Raw genomic sequence first — 23,150 nt, 5'->3', positions numbered from 1 at the left:
CGCGAAGGCGGGACACGGCACCGGCATCGCGCTGGCGTCGACGCGGTGCCGGCGTGGCGAAGACTCAGCGCTTCGCGCCACCGCCGTGGCGCGGGATGAACTGCTCGCGCACGGCCTTGGCCAGCAGGTTCGGCGGCAGCAGGCCCTGGTCGAGCAGGAAGTCGTTGAAGGCCTTGCGGTCGAAGCGGTCGCCGAGCGCGAGCTCGGTCTCGGCGCGCAGCTGCATGATCTGCGTATAGCCATAGAAGTAGCTGCCGGCCTGACCCGGCGAGCGCACGGTGTAGCGGTCGACCTCCTGCCGCGCCATCGCCGGCGAGAAGCCGACCTTCTCGGTGAGCACCTTGAACGCGGTGTCGCGATCGGTGAGGCCGAGGTTGAGCATCGGGTCGAGCATCGCGCGGGCGGCACGCAGCAGGCGGAACTGCAGCGCGATCAGCTGCCCCTCGAGCGGCTCGTACGGCACCATCTCGGCCTCGGCGTACAGCGCCCAACCTTCGACGTTGACCGAGTTGAAGGCGTACATCGTTCGCGCGAGCGAGATGCCGCGCTCGACCATCGCGGTGAACTGCAGCTCGTGCCCCGGCCGGCCCTCGTGCGCCGTGAGCGTCCACGCGGCGGCCGGATAGTTGAAGTCGTCGTAGGCGCCGTCGGCACCGGCGTTCGGATTGCCGAGCGGCAGCACGAACGTACCCTGCTGGCCGGTGTTGCCCACCAGCGGCGCGGGGCGGAAGTGCGGCGCCGGCTGCGCGGCGCTTTCGGCGGGCGTGCCCACGCGCATCTGCATCGGTCGGCCCGGCACGGTGACCACGCGATTGGCGCCGATCAGGCGCTCGAGCTCCGGCATCACGGTCGTGCGGTAGTGCGTCTCCAGCCGGTCGTTGGCGATCTGCTCCTTCTTGAGCGCGCGGATCACCGCGATGTAATCGGTCTCCTTCAGGCCCTTCTCGCGCGCGACCAGCGGCGCGAGCTGCTGCATCGCATTGCGCGTCTCCATGAATTCCAGGCGCGCGCGATCGATCAGGGCGCGCGGGTCGACGTCGATGCCCACGTTCTTCAGCGCGAGCGCATAGAGCTCCGGCGGCAGGGTGTAGGTCGTGCGAGCGTTCGGCAGCACGGTGGACTTCGTCCATGCGGCGTACTCGGCCAGCTGGCGGTCGAGCTCGGCGAGCGCCGGGCCCGCCTTGATGCCGTACTTGCCGAACAGCTCGGCGATGCCCTTGCGGTAGGTCTCGAGGTTGTCGAGCGACTGCTGCACCTCGACCTGCGTGGGCTGCAGCAGGCCGTTCTCGGGGCGCTCGTCGTAGCGCTGGCGCGCGAGCGTGGCGAGCGACGTGCTGCCGGGCGCCTGGCCGACGTAGCGCTGCAGGCGCACCAGCGCAGCCGCGCGACGCTCGGGCGGCGTCTGGTCGGACAGCAGGCCGCTGAGGCCCTGGAACACGGTCTGGCCGACGTCGACCCACGGGCGCGTGAGCTTCTGGTTGAGCGTGCTCGCCTCGATGGCGTCGTCCGCGGCCTGGATCAGGATCTCGAGGTCCTGGCGGACGTTCGGGTCCTTCTCGGTCGCGAGCTTCGTGCGCAGCTCGTCGCGGGCCTTCGCGGTCGCCTCGCGGAAGCGCTCGGCATAGCGTGGGCCGAAGTCGAAGACCTGGTCGTCGAAGCCGGGCACGCCGAAGAACGAGAGCTGCTCGGGCTGGAACGGTGCCTGCGCGCGCAGCAGGATACGGGTGTACTCGTTGCTGCGTTCCACCCAGGCGGGTGCCTTGGGCGAGGCGCTCGCCGCGGCGGGCGCGGCCTGCGCGAAGGCGGCCGCAGGGGCGAGGACGGCGAGGGCGGCGGCAAGGGCGACGGCGAGCTGGGTGTGCATGGGGGGCTCCTGGGCAGGCCCGCAGCATCGCGCGGTCGCGTCTCGCCTGCCAATACGCCGAGGTCACGGCCCCCGCCGCGCCGCAGCATCGGGGTAACGTGCGCGGGTCCCGAGGAGAACGCCATGGCCACCGCACCCAAGACGCGGCCGACCGACGTGCCGCCCGACACCTTCATCGCGGCCGTGCCGCATGCCGGCCGCCGCGCGGACGCGCAGGCCCTGCTGGCGCTGCTCGGCGAGGTCACCGGCGAGCGCGCGGTGATGTGGGGCCCCTCGATCGTCGGCTTCGGTTCGTACCGTGGCCCCACCGGTGACTGGCCGGTGATCGGCTTCTCGCCGCGCAAGGCCGAGACGGTGGTCTACCTCGCGCCGGAATTCGAGGGCAGGGCGGCGCTGCTCGCGCGCCTCGGCCCGCATCGCGATGGCGTCTCGTGCCTGTACATGAAGCGGCTCGCCGACGTCGACCTCGCGGTGCTGCGCGAGCTGTGCGAACGCTCGGTCCGTGCAGTGGGCGCGACTGCGCCGCGCGGTTGAGCGGCCGGGCATCGACGGCGCCCCGCATGGGATGACGGCGCCGGGCCGCCCCTCCGACCACGCAAGGCCCGAGCGTCCGCCGGACGCGCCTCAGCGCTTGAGGCAGCGCCCGAAGAAGTCCTCGGTGATGCGCAGGCGGTGCAGCAGGTCCTTGCCGCGCAGGCCATGCTTCGCGCCGGGGTAGGTCATTAGCTCGAACGGCTGCGCGCGCTGCTGCAGGGCGCTCATCAGCACCGTGGCGTTGGAGAACAGCACGTTGTCGTCGGCCATGCCGTGGATCACGAGCAGGCGCGGCGCCTCGGGGCCGACGAGGCCGTCGATGTGCTCGAGCACGCGTGCGGCCTTGTAGCCTGCGGGATTCGACTTCGGCAGGTCCATGTAGCGCTCGGTGTAATGGGTGTCGTAGAGCGCCCAGTCGGTGACCGGCGCGCCGGCCACGCCGCAGGCGTACTCGGTCGGCGCGCGCGCGAGCAGCATCAGCGTCATGTAGCCGCCATTGGACCAGCCGTAGACGCCGACCTTGTCGTCGGCCACCCACGGCTGCGACTTCAGCCAGCGCAGTGCCGCGACCTGGTCGTCGACCTCCACCGTGCCCTGCCTGCCGTAGAGCGCGCCGCCGAACGCCGCGCCACGGCGTGGCGTGCCGCGGTTGTCGACGGAGAAAACCGCGTAACCTTGTTGCGCGAGGTACTGATTGAAGTCGGGCGCCCACGCCTCGCGCACCGTCTGCGAGGCCGGGCCGCCGTAGACGTAGACCACCACCGGGTAGGTGCGCGACGGGTCGAACGCCGCGGGCTTGATCAGCGAGTAGTGCAGGTCGGTGCGGCCGTCGGCGGCCTTCACGGTGCCGAACTCGACCGGCTGGTGCGCGGCGCGGTACGGCGCATAGGGGTGCTTCGGGTCGTCGAGGTCGTTCTTCACCAGCGACGCGATCAGCGAGCCGTCATTGCGGTGCAGCGTGAGCTGCGGCGGCAGGGTCGGGCTCGACCAGTTGTCGACGAAGACGCTCGCATTGCCGGCGAAGCTCGCCGCATGCATGCCGGGCGCCGTCGTGAGCCGTTCCACCGCGCCGCCCTTGAGCGGGACGCGGTAGACGTGTGACTGCGTGGGCGTGTCCTTCGTGCCGCTGAAATAGACGAGCCCCGCCGCCTCGTCGACCGCGAGCACCGCGTCGACCTGCCAGTCGCCGGACGTCAGCGCACGCGCGCGCCCCTTCGCGTCGATCACGTAGAGGTGCTCGAAGCCGGAGCGCTCGCTCGACCACAGCAGCGAGCCGTCCTCGAGGAAGCGCAGGTCGTCGTGCAGCGGCACCCAGGTCTTCGATCGCTCGGTGACGAGCGTGCGCTGGCGGCCGCTGGCGAGGTCGGCCTCGATCAGCTCCAGCACGCGCTGGTCGCGGCTCTGGCGCTGGAACGTGAGGCGCTGCGGATCGCGCCAGTTCACGCGGGTGAGGTAGATGTCGGGGTTCCTGCCGAGGTCAACCGCGCGCGTGCCCGCCGTGATCGCGGCGCGGCCTTCGAGCGCGTCGGTTCGCACGACATGCAGCGAGATGCGCACGTTCGGATCGCCGGCGGCCGGATAGCGTTGCTCGACGACCTCGGTACGGTCCGGATACACCTCGTAGCGCTTCTGGATCGGCACGCCGGACTCGTCGATGCGCGCATAGGCGATCGCCGAGTCGTCCGGGGCCCACCAGTAGCCGGTGTGGCGGTCCATCTCCTCGTCGGCGACGAATTCGGCGACGCCGTTGCCGATCGTCGCGCTGCCGTCGAAGGTGAGCTGCACGGCCCGGCCGTCGGCGAGGTCGATCAGCCAGAGGTTGCGCTCGCGCACGAAGCTCACGAACCTGCCGGCGGGCGAGATCTTGGGATCGGTGGCGAAGCCCTCGCCGTTGGTGAGCTTGCGCACCGCGTCCTTGCCGGACTTGTGGAGGTCGTACAGATACAGTTCGCCGCCGAGCGGGAACAGCAGGCGCTGGCCGTCCGGCGAGAACTGGTAGTCGACGATGCCGCTGAGCGCGGCGATGCGCTGGCGCTCGCGGCGGGCCTTCTCCTCGTCGGAGAGCACCTCGGCGCCGGGCAGCACGTCGTCGGAGTCGACGAGCAGGCGCGTCTGGCCGCTGTCGATCTCGTAGGCCCACAGGTCGAGCCGGTTGCGGTCGCGCTCCTTGCCGCGCAGGAACGTCACCCGCCGGCCGTCGGGGGCCACGCGCGGCTTGGTCAGGCTGGGCCCGGACAGCGGCGCGTCGCCGGCGAGGGCTTCGAGGGTGAGGGTGCGCGCGGGGGCGGTCGGTGCGGCGGCGGTCGGCAGGCTCAAGGCGGTCGCGAGGGCGAGGAGGGGGAGGGCGACGCGGAGTCGGGACATGGCGGTCGGCGGATCGAGGACCGGCCGAGTGTAGGGGCCGCTCCGTCCAGCCGGTAAAGCCGCCTTCACATTCCGCTGCTAGGCTGGACGGCGATGACCCCCCCGACATCGTCTCTGCGCTGGAGCCTCCGGCAGGCTACGGCGTCGGCGCACGCACGCCTCGACGCGCGCGTCGGCGCCGCATTGAACGACCCCGCACGGTATCCCGGCTACCTGCGGGGCATGCACCGCTTCCTGCGCGAAGCCACCGTCGCGCTGCCCGCGGGACCGGGGCTCGCCGAGGCCGTGGCCGCGCTCGAGGCCGACCTCGCCGACGTGGGCGCGACCCCGCTCGCGATCTCGCCGACGCGGCGCGTCGCCACGCCGGACGAGGCGCTGGGCTGGCGCTACGTGATCGCCGGGGCCTCGGTGGGGGCGCGCGTGCTGCAGCGCCGTGCCGCCGAACTCGGCTTCGACGGCGGGCACGGCGCCCGCTTCCTCGCCCTGCACGCCGCGGGCGATGCGTGGGCCGACTTTCTCGCCGAGGTCGACGGCCGCCCGGCCGACCGCCACGCGGCGGTGCTCCACGGCGCCTCGCGCGCCTTCCATGCGGCCGAGGCCGCCTTCGCCACCGCACTCGCCCAGACCGCATGACCTCTCCCGTTCCGATCGACGCGGAGGCCTGTGCCCGCGAACCCATCCACCTGGCCGGCGCGATCCAGGCGCACGGCGTGCTGATCAGCTGTGCATTGCCCGACTGGACCGTGCGGCATGCGTCGGCGAACGCCGATGCGCTGCTCGACGTGCCGCTCGATGCGCTGATCGGCCACTCGCTGCACGAGTACGTCAGCGAGGATGTCCTCGAAGGCATCCTCGACACGCTCGCGCTGATCACGCCCGGCACCGCCGCGCAGCGCGCCGGGCAGGCCAACCTGGGCCCGCGCGGCACCGCCTGCGACCTCGTGGTGCACGTCGCCGACGACCTCGTGCACATCGAGATCGAGCCGCGCAGCGAGCGCGGCCCATCGCCGCAGCCCACCCTGCTCGCGCAGTCGATGATCGCGGAGGTGGCACACGGCGCGCCCGACGACTTCCATGCCTACGTGGCCGCGCAGGTGCGCCAGCTCACCGGCTATGACCGGGTGATGGTCTACCGCTTCCTGCACGACGGCAGCGGCGAGGTGGCCGCCGAGGCGCGCAGCGAGGACATGGAACCCTACCTCGGCCTGCGCTATCCGGCGTCCGACATCCCGCCGCAGGCGCGCGCGCTGTACCTGCGCAACCGCCTGCGCGTGATCCCGGACGTCGACTACGTGCCGGTGCCGATCGAGCCGGCCACCACGGCCGCGGGTTCGCCGCTCGACCTCTCGCAGCACGCGCTGCGCAGCGTCTCGCCGGTGCACCTCGACTATCTGCGCAACATGGGCGTGGGTGCGTCGATGTCGATCTCGATCATCGCCGGCGGCCGCCTGTGGGGGCTGATCGCCTGCCACCACCGCGCGCCGCGTCTGGTGCCACCGGTGATCCGGGCCGCGGCCGACCTGTTCGGCCTGTTCGTCTCGATGCGCGTGGCGGCCGCCGAGCAGCAGCGCACGATGGCGCACTTCGAGCATGCGCAGCAGGTACGCGACGCGCTCGTGCGGCGCCTGGACCAGGCCCGGGACTTCGAGGCCGCGCTCGCCGCCGAGCTGCCGATGCTCGCGACCAGCCTCGGCGCCGACGGGGCTGCGCTCTGGTCGACGTCGAGTTGGCGCACGCACGGTCACGTGCCCGATCCGCGTCGCGTGCCCGGCCTGATCGCCTGGTTGCAGCAGCAGGGGACGACCGCGCTCGTCTGGAGCGAGCGGGCCGGGGACTGGGCATCGGGCGTCGACGGCGATGCGGTCGCCGGCGTGCTCGCCATGCGGCTCGGCGGCGACGACTGGCTGCTGCTCTTCCGCGACGAGCAGGTCGAGCACGTGCGCTGGGCGGGCGAGCCGGCCAAGGCGCTCGTCGCCTCGGACGACGGCCAGCGCATCGCCCCGCGCCGCAGCTTCGCGGTCTGGCGCGAGAGCGTGCGCGGCCGCAGCGTGCCCTGGTCCGATGCCGACCGCCGTGGCGCCGTGCGGTTGCACCAGATGCTCGCCGAGCAGCGCCGGCGCATCCAGACCCGCACCGATGCGCCGGGGCTCGACCTGCAGCAACGGCAGCGCGGCATGGCCGACCGCCGGCAGCGCCTGGACCACCTCGCGCAACTGCTCGAGGGCCTCGCCCACCTCGAGCCGGAGGCGCGCGAGCGCCTGGATGCCCGCATCGACGCCCTCGAGACCGAGGTGCGCCGCGCCGCCGACGTGCCCGACGCCCGCGCCTAGGCGCGGGACGTGCGACGCGCGCCCCGTAGACTGTCGCGATGGATGTCTCCCACCTGCTCGACGCGCTGAACCCGGCGCAGCGCGAGGCCGTCAGCGCACCGCCCGGCCACCACCTCGTCCTCGCCGGCGCCGGCTCGGGCAAGACGCGCGTGCTCACGCACCGCATCGCCTGGCTCAACGAGGTCTTCGGCGTTCCGATCCATTCGATCCTCGCCGTCACGTTCACCAACAAGGCGGCGGCCGAGATGCGGCACCGCGTCGACGCGCAGCTCGCCGGCGGCGCGCGCGGCATGTGGCTCGGCACCTTCCACGGGCTGGCCCACCGCCTGTTGCGCCTGCACTTCCAGCAGGCCGGCCTGCCCGACGGCTTCCAGGTGCTCGATTCCGACGACCAGGTACGCCTGATCAAGCGCGTGATGCGCGACCTGGAACTCGACGAGACGCGCTTCCCGCCGCGGCAGATCGCCTGGTGGATCAATTCGCGCAAGGACGAGGGCAAGCGCGCGCAGCACGTGCAGGGCGGCGAGGACGAGTGGACCGACGTCATGCGCAAGGTCTACGCCGCCTACCAGGAGCGCTGCGACCGCGCCGGGCTCGTCGACTTCGCCGAGCTGCTGCTGCGCGCGCACGAGCTGCTGCGCGACCAGCCGACACTGCTCTCGCACTACCGCAATCGCTTCAGGCAGATCCTGGTCGACGAGTTCCAGGACACCAACGACATCCAGTACGCCTTCATCCGCGTGCTGGCCGGCGAGACCGGGCAGGTCTTCGTGGTCGGCGATGACGATCAGGCGATCTACGGCTGGCGCGGCGCGAAGGTCGAGAACGTGCAGAAGTTCCTGCGCGACTTCGCCGAGGCCAAGACCATCCGCCTCGAGCAGAACTACCGCTCCACGTCGAACATCCTCGATGCCGCCAATGCCGTCATCGCGCATAACCCCGCGCGGCTGGGCAAGAAGCTGTGGACCGACACCGCCGGCGGCGAGCCGATCGACCTCTACGCGGCCTACAACGAGATCGACGAGGCGCGTTTCGTCGTCGAGCGGGCGCGCACCTGGGTGAACGCCGGCGGCAGCTATCGCGACGTCGCGATCCTATACCGCTCGAACGCGCAGTCGCGTGCCTTCGAAGAAGTGCTGATCGCCGAGCAGCTGCCCTACCGCATCTACGGCGGCCTGCGGTTCTTCGAGCGCGGCGAGATCAAGGACGCGCTCGCCTACCTGCGCCTGATCGCCAATCGCAACGACGATGCCGCGTTCGAGCGCGCCGTGAACATGCCCGCGCGCGGCATCGGCGACCGCACCCTCGACGAGGTGCGCCGCCGCGCCCGCAGCGATGGCGCGCCGCTGTTCGTCGCCGCGCGCTGGCTCACGCAGGAGACCGGCCTCGCCGCGCGCGCCCGCAATGCGCTCGCCGTCTTCCTCAAGCTCATCGACGACCTGCAGGACGAATGCGCCACGCGCCTGCTGCCGGAAAAGATCGACCACGTGCTGCTGCGATCCGGTTTACGCGAGTTCTACGCGCGCGAGCAGAAGGGCCAGCTCGACTCGCGCATCGAGAACCTCGACGAGCTCGTGTCGGTGGCTTCGCGCTTCAACTATCGCGAGGAGGACGACGAGGAGCCCGAGCTCCCCGAGCTCGTCGCATTCCTGTCCTACGCCTCGCTCGAGGCCGGCGAGGGCCAGGCGCGCGCGAACGAGGATGGCGTGCAGCTGATGACGCTGCACAGCGCGAAGGGCCTGGAATTCCCGCTGGTGTTCCTCGTCGGCCTCGAGGAAGGCCTGTTCCCGAACGGCAAGTCCGCCGAGGAGGCCGGGCGCATGGAAGAAGAGCGGCGCCTCGCCTACGTGGGCATCACCCGCGCCCGCGAGAAGCTCGTGCTGAGCTATGCCGAGGCGCGCCGCATCCACGGCATGGACATGTACGGCATGCCCTCGCGCTTCCTGCGCGAGATCCCCTCGGCACTGGTGCACGAGGTGCGCCCGAAGGTGCAGGTCGCGCGGCCGCTCGAATGGGGCGCACGCTCGCGCGCAACGTCCGGGATCACCGAGGCACCGGCGATGCCGCTCGGTGCCGCGGTCCGCCATCCGACGTTCGGCACCGGCGTGGTGACCGACGTCGAAGGCAGTGGGGCGCACGCGCGCGTGCAGGTCAATTTCGACGACGTCGGCAGCAAGTGGCTGGTGGCGGCGTTCGCGAACCTGCAGCGGATCTGATCGGCCGACACGCGACGTCCCAGGGTGCGTTCGCAGGGCGCGGCCCGTCAGCGCCGCCCTCCGAACGCCGTCGCCGCCCTTCTCACCAGCCGAAGACCTTGTACTGCACCGGCCGTACCGGCTGGTCTTGGCGCATGCGGTCGAAGCGGCCGTCGTTGTCGTCGTCGGTCAGGTAGTAGGTCACCCCGGTCCGGGGCACCACCTTGATCACGCGCAGCTGGCCGGCGACGCGGTACTCCGAGACCATGTCGCCATTGGCCTCGGTGCGCGTGCGGATCTCGGCGGCGTCGAGCCCGGCCGTCGGATCGGCGGGCAGGCTTGCGCAGGCGGCGAGGACGAGCACGACAGGCAGGACGGCGGCACGGCGCATGGCGGTCTCCAGGCAGGGCGACTGGAGCATACGGTGGCCCGGCCGTGAACGCCCGGCGCAGGCGCTGCGATCACCGCGCCTTAGAATCACCCCATGAAAAAGCTCGTCCTGATCGACGGTTCCAGTTATCTCTACCGCGCCTTCCACGCCCTGCCGCCGCTCAGCAACGAGCATGGCGAGCCCACGGGGGCGCTGTTCGGCGTGGTCAACATGCTCAAGTCGATCCTGGCCGAGAAGCCGGACTACGTGGCCTACGTGGTCGATGCCTCCGGCCCGACCTTCCGCGACGAGCTCGACCCCACCTACAAGGCCAACCGCGCGCCGATGCCCGACGACCTGCGCGCGCAGGTCGAGCCGCTGTGCAAGATCGTGCACGCGCTGGGCATCACCATCCTCAACGTGCCGGGCGTCGAGGCTGACGACGTCATCGGCACGCTCGCGCTGCGCGGCTTCGACGAAGGCCTCGACGTCATCGTCTCCACCTCCGACAAGGACTTCGCGCAGTTGGTGCGCGATCCGGTGGACGGCCGCGGCGTCGCGCTCGTGAACACCATGAGCGGCAGCCGCCTCGACAGCACGCAGCGCGTGATCGAGAAGTTCGGCGTGCGCCCCGACCAGATCGTCGACTACCTCGCATTGATGGGCGACACCGTCGACAACATCCCGGGCGTCGAGAAGTGCGGGCCGAAGACTGCCGCGAAGTGGCTCGCCGAGTACGGCACGCTCGACGGCGTGATCGCGAACGCATCGGCGATCAAGGGCAAGGTCGGCGAGAACCTCGCGCGCGTGCTCGACCGCCTGCCGCTCAACCGCACACTCACCACCATCCGCATCAACTGCGAGCTCGACGTCGGCCCCGCCGACCTCGCGCTTCGCGAGCGCGACATGGAGCAGCTGCGCGAGCTCCTCGGGCGCTACGGCCTGCGCTCGGCGCTGCGTGATCTCGAAAGCGGCACCGCGCTGACGGGCCCCGGCATCTCCTCGATCGGCCGCGAGGCCGCGCCTGTCGCCGATGCGCGGGATCCCGCGCTGTCCGCCAAGGGCGAGTACGAGACGGTGCTCACGCGCGAGCAGCTCGATGCCTGGGTGGATCGCCTGAACGCCGCCGACGAGTTCGCCTTCGACACCGAGACCGACTCGCTGGACGCGCTGTGCGCGAACCTCGTCGGGCTGAGCCTGTGCGTCGAGCCCGGCCGCGCCTGCTACATCCCCGTCGGCCACGACTATCCGGGCGCGCCCGCGCAGCTCGACAAGGCCGAGGTGCTGCGCGTGCTCGGGCCGATTCTCGAGGACGCGGGCAAGCGCAAGCTCGGCCAGCACGGCAAGTACGACATCCACGTGCTGCGCTGCCACGGCGTGCGCGTGCAGGGCTATTCGGATGACACGATGCTCGAGAGCTTCGTGCTCAATGCCACCGGCTCGCGGCACGACATGGATTCGCTGGCATCGAGGTACCTCGGCTACGACACGATCAAGTACACCGACGTGGCGGGCAAGGGCGCCAAGCAGATCAAGTTCTCGCAGGTCGCGCTCGACGACGCCACGCGCTACGCCGCGGAAGACGCCGACGTCACCCTGCGCCTGCACCGCGTGCTCGCGCCGAAGCTGCGCGAGGTACCGGCGCTCGAGCGCGTCTATCGCGACATCGAGGTGCCGCTGATCCCGGTGCTCGAGCGCATCGAGGCCAATGGCGTGATGATCGATGCCGACGAGCTGCGCAGGCAGTCGGCCGACATGGGTCGCCGCATGCTGGAGATCCAGCAGCGCGCGACGGAAGTGGCCGGTCGCACCTTCAACATGGATTCGCCCAAGCAGATCGGCGCACTGCTCTTCGACGAGCTCGGCCTGCCCGCCACCGAGCGCACGCCCACCGGCGCGCCGTCGGTGAACGAGACCGCGCTGGAAGCGATCGCCGATCAGCACGAACTGCCGCGCCTGATCCTCGACTACCGCGGCCTCGCCAAGCTGCGCGGCACCTACACCGACAAGCTGCCGGAGATGCTCAATCCGCGCACGCACCGGCTGCACACGAGCTTCCACCAGGCCGGTGCGGCGACGGGGCGTCTCGCATCGTCCGATCCGAACCTGCAGAACATCCCGATCCGCACCGAGGACGGGCGCCGCATCCGCACCGCGTTCGTCGCGCCGGAAGGCCGCCGCATCGTCGCCTGCGACTATTCGCAGATCGAGCTGCGGATCATGGCGCATCTCTCGGAGGACCCCGCGCTGCTGCGTGCGTTCACGTCGAACGTCGACGTGCACACCGCGACCGCCGCGGAAGTCTTCGGCAAGACCATCGAGGCGGTGGAGGCCGGCGAGCGCCGCGCCGCGAAGGCGATCAACTTCGGCCTGATGTACGGCATGAGCGCGTTCGGGCTCGCCACGCGGCTGGGCATCTCGCGCGGCGAGGCGCAGGACTACATCGCGCTGTACTTCGCGCGCTATCCCGGCGTGCGCGAGTACATGGACCGCACCCGCCAGCAGGCGCGCGACCAGGGTTATGTGGAGACCGTGTTCGGCAGGCGCCTGTACCTGGAGAACATCAACGCGCGGAACCAGGGCCTGCGTTCCGGCGCCGAGCGCGCCGCGATCAATGCGCCGATGCAGGGCACCGCGGCCGACATCATCAAGCGCGCGATGATCGACATCCACGGATGGCTGCAGGGCCACGCGGAGCGTGCGCTGATGGTGCTCCAGGTCCACGACGAGCTGGTGTTCGAGGTCGAGGCGGACTTCGTGCCCGAGCTCGTGGACGAGGTGAAGCGACGCATGGCGAATGCGGCGGAGCTGAAGGTGCCGCTGGAGGTCGAAGCGGGCGTGGGCTTCAACTGGGATCAGGCTCATTGATCCAGACTCCGTCGAAAAACGACGAAAACAGGCTTCGGCGGCCAGTCGCTGCGCTTTTTCGTCGTGATCTTCGCTGATCGTCACAGTCGCTATCCAAGCGGCCGTGAGGGCATGAATCGATCCTGAATTTTTCCTGTGGCGTCACGGAAGTCTTCACTTGCCGTGCATGTCCCGAGTGCTTTTATTGCCCTGCGCCGGATGCAACGTCTGGCGCAGATCCTCCCCTCCCCTGGAGCGATCCCCCGGAACGTAAGGTCCCTCCCCAGACCCCGTTCCCCAGCCCCGCCGGCCCCCCCTGCCTGCGGGGCTTTTTATTGCCTGCGATTCGGCGATCCTGCTGTGATGTCCACGGACCCCGCCGTGCTGGTGTTCGTCGATCGGTCGTGTCGTGCCACCCCTCACCGTGCGTGAGCAGCGCGGCCTCCGGCGCCGCGATTCCATGACGCACGCGCGTGGCGCGAGGTGGGGGCGCGAATCGCGCCGATCGGCGCCGCGAAACCTCAGCTGGCGGCCGGCACGTCGCCCGCGAGCCAGTCGCGCGGACGCAGGTAGTCGCCGAGCCGCGCTTCGGCCGAGCCCGGATCGGGCGCGTAGCCGTACTCCCAGCGCACCCGCGGGGGCAGGCTCATCAGGATCGACTCGGTGCGCCCGCCCGACTGCAGGCCGAAATGCGTGCCGCGGTCGAAGACGAGGTTGAACTCCACGTAGCGGCCGCGGCGGTAGAGCTGGAACTCGCGCTCGCGCTCGCCGTAAGGCGTGTCGCGGCGGCGTTCGACGATCGGCAGGTAGGCATCGAGGAAGCCGTCGCCGACGGCGCGCAGGTAGGCGAAGTCGGCATCGAAGTCGCCGTGCAGGTCGTCGAAGAACAGGCCGCCCACGCCCCGCGTCTCATCGCGGTGGCGCAGATAGAAGTATTCGTCGCACCAGCGTTTGTGCGCGGAATAGCGCGCCTCGCCGCCGAACGGCTCGCACAGCCCGCGCGCGGTGCGGTGCCAGTGCAGCACGTCCTCGTCGAAGGGGTAGAACGGCGTGAGGTCGAAGCCGCCGCCGAACCACCAGGCCACCGTCTGGCCGTCGCGCTCGGCGCGGAAGTGGCGCACGTTCGCATGCGTGGTCGGCAGGTAGGGGTTGTGCGGATGGAAGACCAGCGAGACGCCGACCGCGCGCCACGAGGCGCCGACGAGCTCGGGCCGGTTCGCCGTCGCCGTCGGCGGGAGTCGCGTGCCGGCCACGTCGGAAAAGCCGATGCCCGCCTGCTCGAAGACGGCGCCGTCGCGCAGCACGCGCGTGCGGCCGCCGCCGGTGATCGGCTCGCCCGGCGCCTTGGTCCACGCGTCCTCGACGAAGCGCGCGCGGCCGTCGGCGTGCTCGATCGCCGTGCAGATGCGGTCCTGCAGGCCGGTGAGGTAGTCGCGGACGGTGTCGATCGGGGGCGGCGTGCTCATCGCGGAATTCTAGCGGGGCAGGGGAAGCGCCCCGGTTCGTCGGCCTACGTCCATGGCGACACCCGATGCCGGCGCATGGCGCGGTCGTCCGCGCCTGGCAGTGGCGACGTCGCGGCGAGGGACCGGTGCCGCGTCGTGCTGCCGCGCCGTTGCGCGTCGTGACGGCGGCGGGTCCGTGGCCGCGACCTGCCCGGCCACCGGCTGCGACAATGCGCGCCCGCCGCGGAGTGCCCATGACCGATCTCGCCCTGACCGTGCTGCATCTGGACGACCGGCTCGCGGTGGTCGACAAGCCCGCCGGGCTGATGGTCCACGACAGCGCGCTCGCGCGTGGCGAGACCGACTTCGCCGCCGATCGCCTGCGCGAGCAGTTCGGCCGGCCCGTCTTCCTCGTGCACCGGCTCGACCGCGCGACCAGCGGCTGCCTGCTGCTCGCCTTCGACCGCGACACCGCGTCCGCGCTCGGGCGCGTGCTGATGTCGCACGAGGTCGAGAAGACCTACTGGGCGATCTGCCGCGGCTGGCCGGCCGAGGCCGAGTTCACCGTCGACCACGACCTCGACGGAGGCCCAGGCAAGCCGCAGAAGAAGCCCGCGATCACGCGGTTCCGCCGGCTGGCGACGGCCGAGCTCGACCTGCCGTCGGGTGGCTTCCCGACGTCGCGCTACGCCTGGCTCGCGGCATGCCCGCAGACGGGACGCTTCCGCCAGATCCGGCGCCACCTCAAGCACCTCTCGCACCACCTGATCGGCGACACCAGCCACGGCGACGGCCGCCACAACCGCGCGTTCCGCATGCTGGGCATCCACCGCATGCTGCTGCATGCGCGTGCGCTCACGTTCGCGCATCCGGCGGACGGACGCGTGCTGCGCGTCGAAGCGCCCGTCGATGCGGAGTTCGCGAAGGCGCTGGCCCTGTTTCCCGCACGCGTGGACGCCGGCTAGCCCGCAGGCAGCGCCGCATGCCGGCCGTGCACGCACCGGCCGTAGAATCCGGGCATGAGCGTCCCGTCCTCCGTCGACATCCCCGAATCCGAGCTCGTCGAGCGCTTCGTGCGCTCGACCGGGCCCGGCGGACAGAACGTCAACAAGGTGGCGACCGCGGTCGAGCTGCGCTTCGACATCGCGAACTCGCCCTCGCTCGCCGACGACCTGCGCGCACGCCTGCTGGCGCGGCGCGACCGGCGCGTCACCAACGAGGGCGTGCTGGTGATCAGCGCGCAGCGGTTCCGCACCCAGGAGCGCAATCGCGAGGACGCGCGCGAGCGCCTCGCGGCCTTCATCGCGGCCGGGCTGCACGTGCCGAAGAAGCGGGTGGCGACGAAGCCTTCGCGCGCGGCGAAGGCGCGCCGCCTCGACGCCAAGCGCGAGCGCGGCACGATCAAGCAGGGCCGCGCGAAGCGGGACTGGGATTGAGCGCATGACCGACGGTTACCCCGCGCACGTCGGGGCCCCCGGGCGCGTGCCCGTGCTGCCGGCGAGCGCGCCCGCGAGCCGGGGGCGGCTGTCGCGCTGGATCGGCCGCACGGTGCTGCGCCTGGGCGGGTGGCGGATGGTCGGTGAGCTGCCCGACGTGCCCAAGCTCGTGCTGATCGGCGCGCCGCATTCCTCGAACTGGGACGGCGTCTGGGGCTTCGCAGCCAAGCTCGCGCTGGGGCTCGATGCGCGCATTCTCGGCAAGGACACGCTCTTCCGCGTGCCCGGGCTCGGGGCGCTGCTGCGCCGGCTCGGGGTGATTCCGGTCGACCGCGCCAATCCGCAGGGCATCACCGAGCAGGCCGCCGCGATGATCCGCGACGCCGACCGCATGTGGTTCGCGCTCGCACCGGAAGGCACGCGGCGTCGCGTGGAGAAGTGGAAGAGCGGCTTCTGGAAGATCGCCCGCGCCGCCGACGTGCCCGTTCTGCCCGTCTACTTCCACTATCCGGACAAGGTGATCGGCATCGGCCCGCTGTGGCGGATGACCGACGACTTCGCCGCCGACATGGCGCGCGTGCGCGCGTGGTACGCGCCGTGGAAGGGCAGGAATCGCGGCACGGTCTGACCTTCGCGCGGCACCCGTTCAACCGCCCTGCTGCACCAGCTCGATGAAGGCCCGCGCCTGCGGGCTCAGCGCCCGGCCGCGCCGCGTCACCACGCCGTAGCTGCGCGAAGGAAAGAAGTTCGCGAGCGAGCGCGAGGCCAGCCGGCCGCGGTCGGCCTCGGTCAGGCAGATCGCGGTGACGATCGAGATGCCGAGCCCCATCGCGACGTACTGCTTGATGACCTCCCAGCCGCCGACCTCCAGCGCGACGGTGTAGGGCACCCGCGCCCGCTGGAAGACGAGGTCGACCATCCGGTAGGTGGTCTGCCGTTGCGGCGGCAGGATCAGGCCGTAGGGCGAGAGGTCGGCGAGCGCGATCTCCGGCTTGGTCGCGAGCGGATGCTCGGGCGGCGTGATCAGCATGGGGTCGTACCGGTAGACCGGCGCGTAGGCGAGGTCGCCGGGCACGTCGAGCATCGAGCCGACCGCGAGGTCGGCGCCGTCGTCGCGCAGCAGGTTGAGCCCGCGCGCGCCCGTGACGTTGTGCAGGATCAGGCGCACGTCCGGGTACTGCGCCCGAAAGGCTTCGACGATCCGCGGCAGCAGGTAGACGATCGTCGAGCTGCCGGCGGCCACGTGCAGCTCGCCGGCATCCATGCCGCGGATGCGGTCGCGGAACAGGGTGTCGATGGCTTCGAGGCCTTCCACCAGCGGCCGGGCGAGGTCGTAGAGCGCTTCGCCCTCGCGGGTCAGGGTGAGGCGCCGCCCGTTGCGCTCGAGCAGGGGCACCCCGAGGTCGCGTTCGAGCGCCTGCAGCTGCAGGGTCACCGCCGGCTGGCTGAGGAACAGGGCCTCGGCGGCGCGCGAGACCGAGCCCAGCCGCGCGACCTGGCAGAACGCGCGCAGCGGCTTGAGGCGGTCGCCCTTGTAGGCGAAACGGGGCGTCTCCGAGCGGGCCATGAAGGTCGCGTGTATTCGATTTCCAAATAGTTCGCATTGACAAAACTTGTTTGTCAAATACCAGACGCGGGCGCATGGTCGGATCTCGAAACCAGCAGCGAGGCGTCCATGTCGGCAGTGATGATCGAGACGGGGGAGACGGGTCGGGGGATCCGGGTGACGGCGCAGGTCGACGGGCAGGACGCCCTGCTGACCCCCGCCGCCCTTGCGTTCCTCGGCGGCCTGCACCGCCGCTTCGAGCCGGCGCGGCAGGCTCGCCTGCAGGCGCGTCGCCTCCGCCAGGCGAGCTTCGACCGGGGCGCGCTGCCGGACTTCCGCCCCGACACGGGCCACATCCGCTCGGCCGACTGGCGCGTCGCCCCGCTGCCGGCCGCCCTGCAGGACCGCCGCGTGGAGATCACCGGGCCGGTCGATCCGAAGATGGTCATCAACGCGCTGAACTCGGGCGCGAAGGTCTACATGGCGGACTTCGAGGACTCGACCGCCCCGACCTGGGCGAACGTCGTCCAGGGCCAGCAGGCGCTACGCGGCGCCGTCGCGGGCGATCTCGAGTTCACCGCGCCGAACGGCAAGCACTATGCGCTCAGGCCGTTCGCCGAGCAGGCCGTGCTGATGGTGCGCCCGCGCGGCTGGCACCTCGACGAGAAGCACGTCCTCGTGGACGGCCAGCCGATGGCCGCCAGCCTGTTCGACCTCGGCCTGTTCGCCTTCCACAACGCCCATGCCTTGGCTGCGAAGGACCGCGGCCCCTTCTTCTACCTGCCCAAGCTCGAATCCATGGAGGAGGCGCAGCTCTGGAACGACGTGCTCGCCGCCGTGGAGCGTGAGTTCGGCCTGCCGACCGGCCAGATCCGCGTCACCGTGCTGATCGAGACGCTGCCGGCCGCGTTCGAGATGGACGAGATCCTGCACGCGCTGCGCGAGCGCAGCGTCGGCCTCAATTGCGGCCGCTGGGACTACGTCTTCTCCTACATCAAGACCTTCCGCGCCCACCGCGACAAGGTGCTGCCCGAGCGCGGGCAGGTCACGATGACGCAGCCGTTCCTGCGCGCGTATTCCGAGCTGCTGATCCAGACCTGCCATCGCCGCGGTGCGCATGCGATGGGCGGCATGGCCGCGCAGATTCCGATCTCGACGGACGCCGAAGCCAACGAGGCCGCGCTCGCCAAGGTGCGCGCCGACAAGCTGCGCGAGGTCACCGCGGGCCACGACGGCACCTGGGTCGCCCATCCGGCGCTGATCCCGCTCGCGCAGGCCGTGTTCGACGAGCGCATGCCCGGCGCCCACCAGAAGCACCTCGCGCGCGACGACGTGCTGGTCACCCGCGACGACCTGATCGCGCCGCCGATCGGCTCGATCACCCGCGCCGGCTTCGAAGGCAATGTCGAGGTCTGCGTGCGGTATCTCGCCGCGTGGCTCGACGGCGCCGGCTGCGTGCCGATCCACTGGCTGATGGAGGACGCCGCCACCGCCGAGATCGCCCGGGCGCAGCTGTGGCAGTGGCTGAAGGCCGGCGACCTGCATCTCGACGACGGCACGCCGGTGGACGAGACGCTGTTCGAATGCGCGTTGATGAAGCTGCCGCGCCTGGCCGCGACCGACATCCCCGGGGCGAGCCGCATCAACGAAGCGATCGGCCTGCTCGACCGCCTCACCCACAGCGAGACGCTCGAGGACTTCCTGACGCTGCCCGCGTACCGACGCCTCGACTGAAATTTTTTCATTGACGCGCTGACCCCGCCCGTCTGCTGCGCAGCCGGAACGGCCCCGCTTTGCCCGACGACGACCGACGACACGACAGGAGATCCGCCATGACCACGCTCCCGACCGCCGACCAGCTCCGCCAGCAATGGACCACCGACGCACGCTGGAGCGGCGTCACCCGTCCGTACTCCGCCGAGGACGTCGTGCGCCTGCGCGGCCGCATCCCCGTCGAGCACTCGATCGCCAGGCTCGGCGCGCAGAAGCTGTGGAACTCGCTGCAGACCGAGGACTTCGTCAACGCGCTCGGCGCGATGACCGGCAACCAGGCGATGCAGCAGGTCAAGGCCGGTCTCAAGGCGATCTACCTCTCGGGCTGGCAGGTCGCGGCCGATGCGAACATCGCCGGCGAGATGTATCCCGACCAGTCGCTGTATCCGGCGAACTCCGTGCCGCAGGTGGTCAAGCGCATCAACAACACGCTGCTGCGCGCCGACCAGATCCAGTGCGCCGAAGGCCAGGGCGACATCGACTTCCTGCAGCCGATCGTCGCCGACGCCGAGGCCGGCTTCGGCGGCGTGCTCAATGCCTTCGAGCTGATGAAGGCAATGATCGAGGCCGGCGCCGCGGGCGTGCATTTCGAGGACCAGCTCGCCAGCGTCAAGAAGTGCGGCCACATGGGCGGCAAGGTGCTGGTGCCCACCCGCGAGGCGGTCGAGAAGCTCGTCGCCGCGCGCCTGGCCGCCGATGTCATGGGCGTGCCGACGCTGATCGTCGCGCGCACCGACGCCGAAGCCGCCGACCTCATCACCTCCGACGTCGACGACAACGACAAGCCGTTCTGCACCGGCGAGCGCACCGTCGAAGGCTTCTACAAGACCCGCAAGGGCCTCGACCAGGCGATCAGCCGCGGCCTCGCCTACGCGCCGTACGCCGATCTGGTCTGGTGCGAGACCGGTAAGCCGGACCTCGAGTTCGCGCGCAAGTTCGCCGAGGCCATCCACGCGAAGTACCCCGGCAAGCTGCTCGCCTACAACTGCTCGCCGAGCTTCAACTGGAAGAAGAACCTCGACGACGCGACGATCGCGAAGTTCCAGAAGGAGATCGCGACCTACGGCTACAAGTTCCAGTTCATCACGCTCGCCGGCTTCCACGCGCTCAACTACGGCATGTTCGACCTCGCCTACGGCTATGCGCGCCGCCAGATGAGTGCGTTCGTCGAGCTGCAGGAGCGCGAGTTCGCTGCCGCCGATCGCGGCTTCACCGCGGTCAAGCACCAGCGCGAGGTCGGCACCGGCTACTTCGACGCGGTGACGCAGACCATCCAGGGCGGCCAGTCGTCCACCGTCGCACTCAAGGGGTCGACGGAGGAGGAGCAGTTCGAGAAGGCGGCCTAAGCCGACCGCGGCGGCGCCCGGAGCCGACGAATGGCGGCAGGGCGCCCGCGTGCGGCGCTACGCTCGGGTGACTTCGACTTGGAGAGACGCATGCGCCTCACGATCGCTTTCACCTTTGCCCTCGCGATGGCCGGGACCGCGATCGCGAGTCCGCCGACGCTCCAGGAGAACACCGACGCCCGTGCGATCCTCGAACAGCAACGACAGATCGGAGCGGACGTGGCTGCCGGCACGGGGCGTTATGCCGGGCTCACCGCTGCACAGCGCGAGGTCGTGTTGACCCGTCAGGCGGAGGTCCGGCGCTTGCTCGAGGGCCGTGCGTCGATGCTCGAATTGTCCGAGGCCGACCGCATCCGCACCTTCAACGCGCTCGAGGCCATTTCGGCAGTCATCAACGACGAGGCGAACGAGCGGACGATCTGCCGCCGACACAAGCCCGTCGGAAGCAATCGGACGCAGACCGTCTGCAAGACGGTGGCGCAGCTCCGCGCCGACGAGCAATCGGTGCAGGCCGATACCGGCCGGCGTACCCTGCAGTGTTCCGAAGCGACGATGGGGCCGGGGGGCTGCGCACGCTGATCGTGCGCGGCCCCTACGACATGCCGGCGTGCCTTCACGCGGGGACCGCCTCCGCGCCGCGATCCACCAGCCGGTAGCCGATCGCCTCCGCGAGGTGCGACGTCGTGATCACCTCGCTCGCAGCGAGATCGGCGATCGTGCGCGCGACGCGGAGGATGCGGCTCATCGAGCGCGCCGAGAGTTGCAGGCGCTCGACCGCCTGCTCGAGCAGCGCCTGGTCCGCCGGCGCGAGGCGGCACACCTCGAGCGTGCGTCCGGGATCCAGATGCGCATTGCAGACGCCGGTACGCGCGAGCTGGCGGTCGCGCGCGGCGAGCACGCGCGCGCGCACCGCGTCGGTGGGCTCGCCAGGCGGCGCATCGGCGCGAAGCTGGGCGGCCGGAAGGCGGATCATCCCCACGTGCAGGTCGATGCGATCGAGCAGCGGGCCGGAGATGCGTCCGCGGTAGCGCCGCACCGCCTCCTCGCCACACCGGCAGCGGGCGGACGGGTCGCCCGCCCAGCCGCAGGGGCAGGGGTTCATCGCGGCGACGAGCTGGAACCGCGCGGGGAACTCGGTGCTGCGCGCCGCGCGCGAGACGGTGACGACGCCCGATTCGAGCGGCTCGCGCAACACCTCGAGCGTCCGCCGGTCCCACTCGGGCAGTTCGTCGAGAAACAGCACGCCCTGGTGGGCGAGCGAGACCTCGCCCGGACGCGGCGAGCTGCCGCCGCCGATGAGCGCCACGGCGCTCGCGGTGTGGTGCGGCGCACGGAACGGGCGCTCGCGCCATCGGCCGGGATCGAAGCCGCGCCCGCTGATCGAAGCGATCGCCGCGGCCTCGAGCGCCTCGTGCTCGGCGGCGTCGGGCAACAGCCCGGGCAGGCGGGAGGCGAGCAGTGTTTTGCCGCAGCCGGGCGGGCCGACCAGCAACAGGTGATGCCCGCCCGCCGCTGCGACTTCCAGCGCGCGCCGCGCCTGCAACTGCCCGCGCACGTCCGACAGATCCGGTCCGCGCGAAGGCAGTTGCGGCGCCGCGACGGCGACCGGCAGCGCCTCGCGCCCCGCGAGCATCGCGCAGACCTGCAGCAGCGTGCGGGCGGTGCGCACTTCGACGCGCGCAGCGAGCGCCGCCTCCGCGCCGTTGGCCTCGGGCACCACGAGTCGGCGGCCTGCTTCACCCGCTGCGAGCGCCGCCGGGAGCGCCCCGTCGACCGCACGCAGTTCGCCCGTCAGCGCGAGCTCGCCGACGAACTCGCAGTGCGCGAGCGCTTCGAGCGGGATCTGCCCGCTCGCCGCAAGGATGCCGAGCGCGATCGGCAGGTCGAAGCGGCCGCCTTCCTTCGGCAGGTCGGCCGGCGCGAGGTTGACCGTGATGCGACGCTGCGGGAATTCGAACTGTGCGCAGGCGATCGCGGCGCGGACGCGGTCCTTCGCCTCGCGCACCGCGGCCTCGGGCAGGCCGACGATCCCCATCGAGGGCAGGCCGCCGCCGAGGTGCACCTCCACGCGGACCGCGGGCGCACGCACGCCCGATCGCGCACGGCTGTGCACGAGTGCGAGGTTCATGGCGGGCCCCTCAGTGGCGCGAAGCGATCGGCGTATCGGTCTGCGCTTCGAGCTCGGCGACGGTGCGCTCGAGGTGCTCGAGCTTCTCGCGCGTGCGCAGCAGCACGGCGCGCTGCACGTCGAATTCCTCGCGCGTGACCAGGTCGAGCCGGCCGAGACCGGCCTGCAGCACGGCGCGGAAGTTCTCCTGCAGCTCGTTGCGCAGCTCATGCGCCGATTCCCCGCGCAGGCCGGGCGGGACGAGCGAGCTGAGGCGGCGGGCGAGTTCGTCGAGTTGGTCGAGGTCGATCATTCGTGTCATCTCCGGCAGTGCTGGCAGCCTGCCAGCGCGCCCGGGGCCGGTCCGTCGGCCGGTACCGCGCGAGGCCGTCGGAAAAGCCCGACGCAGGTGCGCACTTTACCGGGTCGCCCCGCGGCGCGCCGTCGTCGCGCGGCAGCCGGTATCCTGCATCCGACAGGAGGACGCCCGATGAAGATGGTCATGGCGGTGATCAAGCCGTTCAAGCTCGACGACGTGCGCGAGGCGCTCGCGGAGGTCGGCGTCGCGGGCATCACCGCGACGGAGGTGAAGGGCTTCGGTCGTCAGAAGGGCCACACCGAGCTCTACCGCGGCGCCGAGTACGTGGTCGACTTCCTGCCAAAGATCAAGCTCGAGGTCGCGGTGGCCGCCGACCAGCTCGACGCGGTCGTCGAGGCGATCATGAAGGCCGCCGGCACCGGCAAGATCGGCGACGGCAAGATCTTCGTCTGGGACCTCGAGCGCGTGGTGCGCATCCGCACCGGCGAGATGGATGCGGACGCGCTCTGAGGCATGGGCGTGAGCCTGGTGCGGCCTGCGGTAGTGGCGGGATCGCAAGGCCGAGCGAGGCGGTGCGCGATGCAGCCCAGGGGGCTCGTGCACGCCGGTGCAGCTTCGCCTAGCGACCAGGGCACGCATCCATTTCATGACGAGTGCCATGCACCCGGCATGCC

19 protein-coding genes are annotated in these 23,150 nt (G+C 71.0%); 12 read left to right on the top strand and 7 right to left on the bottom strand.

The window, feature by feature from the left end; translation table 11 throughout:
* Positions 1–64: 64 nt before the first annotated feature.
* Positions 65–1,864 (bottom strand): DUF885 domain-containing protein, encoded by a 1,800-nt coding sequence (locus ACYVJJ_RS03085; RefSeq protein WP_460831024.1) that lies wholly within the window; start codon positions 1,862–1,864, stop codon positions 65–67.
* Positions 1,865–1,987: 123 nt separating this feature from the next.
* Between ACYVJJ_RS03085 and ACYVJJ_RS03080 the strand changes: the two genes are divergently transcribed.
* The gene (locus ACYVJJ_RS03080; RefSeq protein ID WP_460831022.1) at positions 1,988–2,398 is read left to right on the top strand and encodes a hypothetical protein; all 411 of its coding nucleotides are present in this window, start codon (positions 1,988–1,990) and stop codon (positions 2,396–2,398) included.
* 90 nt (positions 2,399–2,488) lie between these two features.
* Here the strand turns inward: ACYVJJ_RS03080 and ACYVJJ_RS03075 are convergent, their stop codons facing one another.
* Positions 2,489–4,762: a S9 family peptidase gene (locus tag ACYVJJ_RS03075; RefSeq protein WP_460831021.1), complete on the bottom strand. Its 2,274-nt coding sequence runs from the start codon at positions 4,760–4,762 to the stop codon at positions 2,489–2,491.
* A gap of 93 nt (positions 4,763–4,855) precedes the next feature.
* Between ACYVJJ_RS03075 and ACYVJJ_RS03070 the strand changes: the two genes are divergently transcribed.
* Genes ACYVJJ_RS03070 through uvrD form a run of 3 tightly spaced genes read left to right on the top strand, consistent with a single transcriptional unit; the run spans position 4,856 to position 9,308 of the window.
* Entirely contained in the window at positions 4,856–5,395 is a 540-nt protein-coding gene (locus ACYVJJ_RS03070; protein WP_460831019.1) for a biliverdin-producing heme oxygenase, read from the top strand.
* Entirely contained in the window at positions 5,392–7,092 is a 1,701-nt protein-coding gene (locus tag ACYVJJ_RS03065; protein WP_460831017.1) for a GAF domain-containing protein, read from the top strand. The genes ACYVJJ_RS03070 and ACYVJJ_RS03065 overlap by 4 nt, the downstream gene beginning before the upstream one ends.
* A gap of 38 nt (positions 7,093–7,130) precedes the next feature.
* Positions 7,131–9,308, top strand: a complete 2,178-nt coding sequence (uvrD, locus tag ACYVJJ_RS03060; protein WP_460831016.1) for a DNA helicase II — start codon at positions 7,131–7,133, stop codon at positions 9,306–9,308.
* 82 nt (positions 9,309–9,390) lie between these two features.
* Here uvrD and ACYVJJ_RS03055 read toward each other — a convergent pair whose 3' ends face one another.
* A complete protein-coding gene (locus tag ACYVJJ_RS03055) occupies positions 9,391–9,678 on the bottom strand; it encodes a DUF2782 domain-containing protein (protein WP_460831014.1) in 288 nt (95 codons plus the stop codon).
* 93 nt (positions 9,679–9,771) lie between these two features.
* Here ACYVJJ_RS03055 and polA point away from each other — a divergent pair, with 93 nt between their 5' ends.
* On the top strand, positions 9,772–12,525 hold the full coding sequence (gene polA / locus ACYVJJ_RS03050) for a DNA polymerase I (RefSeq protein WP_460831012.1): 2,754 nt from the start codon (positions 9,772–9,774) through the stop codon (positions 12,523–12,525).
* Between the two features lie 500 nt (positions 12,526–13,025).
* Here the strand turns inward: polA and hemF are convergent, their stop codons facing one another.
* Positions 13,026–13,970 (bottom strand): oxygen-dependent coproporphyrinogen oxidase, encoded by a 945-nt coding sequence (gene hemF, locus ACYVJJ_RS03045; RefSeq protein WP_460831010.1) that lies wholly within the window; start codon positions 13,968–13,970, stop codon positions 13,026–13,028.
* A gap of 233 nt (positions 13,971–14,203) precedes the next feature.
* Between hemF and ACYVJJ_RS03040 the strand changes: the two genes are divergently transcribed.
* From ACYVJJ_RS03040 to ACYVJJ_RS03030, 3 genes are read left to right on the top strand one after another with little or no spacing between them, the layout of a single operon-like run.
* Positions 14,204–14,914 (top strand): pseudouridine synthase, encoded by a 711-nt coding sequence (locus tag ACYVJJ_RS03040; protein WP_460831008.1) that lies wholly within the window; start codon positions 14,204–14,206, stop codon positions 14,912–14,914.
* A gap of 54 nt (positions 14,915–14,968) precedes the next feature.
* On the top strand, positions 14,969–15,385 hold the full coding sequence (gene arfB / locus ACYVJJ_RS03035; RefSeq protein WP_460831006.1) for an alternative ribosome rescue aminoacyl-tRNA hydrolase ArfB: 417 nt from the start codon (positions 14,969–14,971) through the stop codon (positions 15,383–15,385).
* A gap of 4 nt (positions 15,386–15,389) precedes the next feature.
* Positions 15,390–16,013, top strand: a complete 624-nt coding sequence (locus ACYVJJ_RS03030) for a lysophospholipid acyltransferase family protein (protein WP_460831004.1) — start codon at positions 15,390–15,392, stop codon at positions 16,011–16,013.
* Positions 16,014–16,031: 18 nt separating this feature from the next.
* Here the strand turns inward: ACYVJJ_RS03030 and ACYVJJ_RS03025 are convergent, their stop codons facing one another.
* Positions 16,032–16,952, bottom strand: coding sequence for a LysR family transcriptional regulator (locus ACYVJJ_RS03025; RefSeq protein ID WP_460831002.1), 921 nt, complete (start codon positions 16,950–16,952; stop codon positions 16,032–16,034).
* Between the two features lie 108 nt (positions 16,953–17,060).
* On the opposite strand from ACYVJJ_RS03025, the gene aceB reads away from it, so the two are divergent.
* The 3 genes from aceB (at position 17,061) to ACYVJJ_RS03010 (ending at position 20,629) form a co-directional block, all read left to right on the top strand.
* On the top strand, positions 17,061–18,665 hold the full coding sequence (aceB, locus tag ACYVJJ_RS03020) for a malate synthase A (RefSeq protein WP_460831000.1): 1,605 nt from the start codon (positions 17,061–17,063) through the stop codon (positions 18,663–18,665).
* Positions 18,666–18,763: 98 nt separating this feature from the next.
* Complete coding sequence (gene aceA, locus ACYVJJ_RS03015; protein ID WP_460830998.1) at positions 18,764–20,050, top strand: isocitrate lyase; 1,287 nt, start codon at positions 18,764–18,766, stop codon at positions 20,048–20,050.
* Between the two features lie 90 nt (positions 20,051–20,140).
* Positions 20,141–20,629, top strand: coding sequence for a hypothetical protein (locus ACYVJJ_RS03010; protein ID WP_460830996.1), 489 nt, complete (start codon positions 20,141–20,143; stop codon positions 20,627–20,629).
* Between the two features lie 34 nt (positions 20,630–20,663).
* Here the strand turns inward: ACYVJJ_RS03010 and ACYVJJ_RS03005 are convergent, their stop codons facing one another.
* Together ACYVJJ_RS03005 and ubiK are read right to left on the bottom strand one after the other, a co-directional pair.
* Positions 20,664–22,178 carry a YifB family Mg chelatase-like AAA ATPase gene (locus tag ACYVJJ_RS03005; protein ID WP_460830994.1) on the bottom strand — a complete coding sequence of 505 codons (1,515 nt, stop codon included), beginning with the start codon at positions 22,176–22,178 and terminating at the stop codon, positions 20,664–20,666.
* Positions 22,179–22,188: 10 nt separating this feature from the next.
* The gene (gene ubiK / locus ACYVJJ_RS03000) at positions 22,189–22,470 is read right to left on the bottom strand and encodes a ubiquinone biosynthesis accessory factor UbiK (protein WP_460830993.1); all 282 of its coding nucleotides are present in this window, start codon (positions 22,468–22,470) and stop codon (positions 22,189–22,191) included.
* A gap of 177 nt (positions 22,471–22,647) precedes the next feature.
* Between ubiK and ACYVJJ_RS02995 the strand changes: the two genes are divergently transcribed.
* Positions 22,648–22,986, top strand: coding sequence for a P-II family nitrogen regulator (locus tag ACYVJJ_RS02995; RefSeq protein ID WP_460830992.1), 339 nt, complete (start codon positions 22,648–22,650; stop codon positions 22,984–22,986).
* Positions 22,987–23,150: the final 164 nt, after the last annotated feature.

This window comes from Lysobacter humi (ex Lee et al. 2017) (assembly GCF_054781815.1).
The sequence above is the reverse complement of the archived record's forward strand: the minus strand, read 5'-3'. Positions and strand labels throughout refer to the sequence as shown.

Bases quoted from the DNA above. Each gene is read 5' to 3' on its own strand.
- ACYVJJ_RS03085 (WP_460831024.1), bottom strand. From the start codon at position 1,864: ATGCACACCCAGCTCGCCGTCGCCCTTGCCGCCGCCCTCGCCGTCCTC.
- ACYVJJ_RS03080 (WP_460831022.1), top strand. From the start codon at position 1,988: ATGGCCACCGCACCCAAGACGCGGCCGACCGACGTGCCGCCCGACACC.
- ACYVJJ_RS03075 (WP_460831021.1), bottom strand. From the start codon at position 4,762: ATGTCCCGACTCCGCGTCGCCCTCCCCCTCCTCGCCCTCGCGACCGCC.
- ACYVJJ_RS03070 (WP_460831019.1), top strand. From the start codon at position 4,856: ATGACCCCCCCGACATCGTCTCTGCGCTGGAGCCTCCGGCAGGCTACG.
- ACYVJJ_RS03065 (WP_460831017.1), top strand. From the start codon at position 5,392: ATGACCTCTCCCGTTCCGATCGACGCGGAGGCCTGTGCCCGCGAACCC.
- uvrD (WP_460831016.1), top strand. From the start codon at position 7,131: ATGGATGTCTCCCACCTGCTCGACGCGCTGAACCCGGCGCAGCGCGAG.
- ACYVJJ_RS03055 (WP_460831014.1), bottom strand. From the start codon at position 9,678: ATGCGCCGTGCCGCCGTCCTGCCTGTCGTGCTCGTCCTCGCCGCCTGC.
- polA (WP_460831012.1), top strand. From the start codon at position 9,772: ATGAAAAAGCTCGTCCTGATCGACGGTTCCAGTTATCTCTACCGCGCC.
- hemF (WP_460831010.1), bottom strand. From the start codon at position 13,970: ATGAGCACGCCGCCCCCGATCGACACCGTCCGCGACTACCTCACCGGC.
- ACYVJJ_RS03040 (WP_460831008.1), top strand. From the start codon at position 14,204: ATGACCGATCTCGCCCTGACCGTGCTGCATCTGGACGACCGGCTCGCG.
- arfB (WP_460831006.1), top strand. From the start codon at position 14,969: ATGAGCGTCCCGTCCTCCGTCGACATCCCCGAATCCGAGCTCGTCGAG.
- ACYVJJ_RS03030 (WP_460831004.1), top strand. From the start codon at position 15,390: ATGACCGACGGTTACCCCGCGCACGTCGGGGCCCCCGGGCGCGTGCCC.
- ACYVJJ_RS03025 (WP_460831002.1), bottom strand. From the start codon at position 16,952: ATGGCCCGCTCGGAGACGCCCCGTTTCGCCTACAAGGGCGACCGCCTC.
- aceB (WP_460831000.1), top strand. From the start codon at position 17,061: ATGTCGGCAGTGATGATCGAGACGGGGGAGACGGGTCGGGGGATCCGG.
- aceA (WP_460830998.1), top strand. From the start codon at position 18,764: ATGACCACGCTCCCGACCGCCGACCAGCTCCGCCAGCAATGGACCACC.
- ACYVJJ_RS03010 (WP_460830996.1), top strand. From the start codon at position 20,141: ATGCGCCTCACGATCGCTTTCACCTTTGCCCTCGCGATGGCCGGGACC.
- ACYVJJ_RS03005 (WP_460830994.1), bottom strand. From the start codon at position 22,178: ATGAACCTCGCACTCGTGCACAGCCGTGCGCGATCGGGCGTGCGTGCG.
- ubiK (WP_460830993.1), bottom strand. From the start codon at position 22,470: ATGATCGACCTCGACCAACTCGACGAACTCGCCCGCCGCCTCAGCTCG.
- ACYVJJ_RS02995 (WP_460830992.1), top strand. From the start codon at position 22,648: ATGAAGATGGTCATGGCGGTGATCAAGCCGTTCAAGCTCGACGACGTG.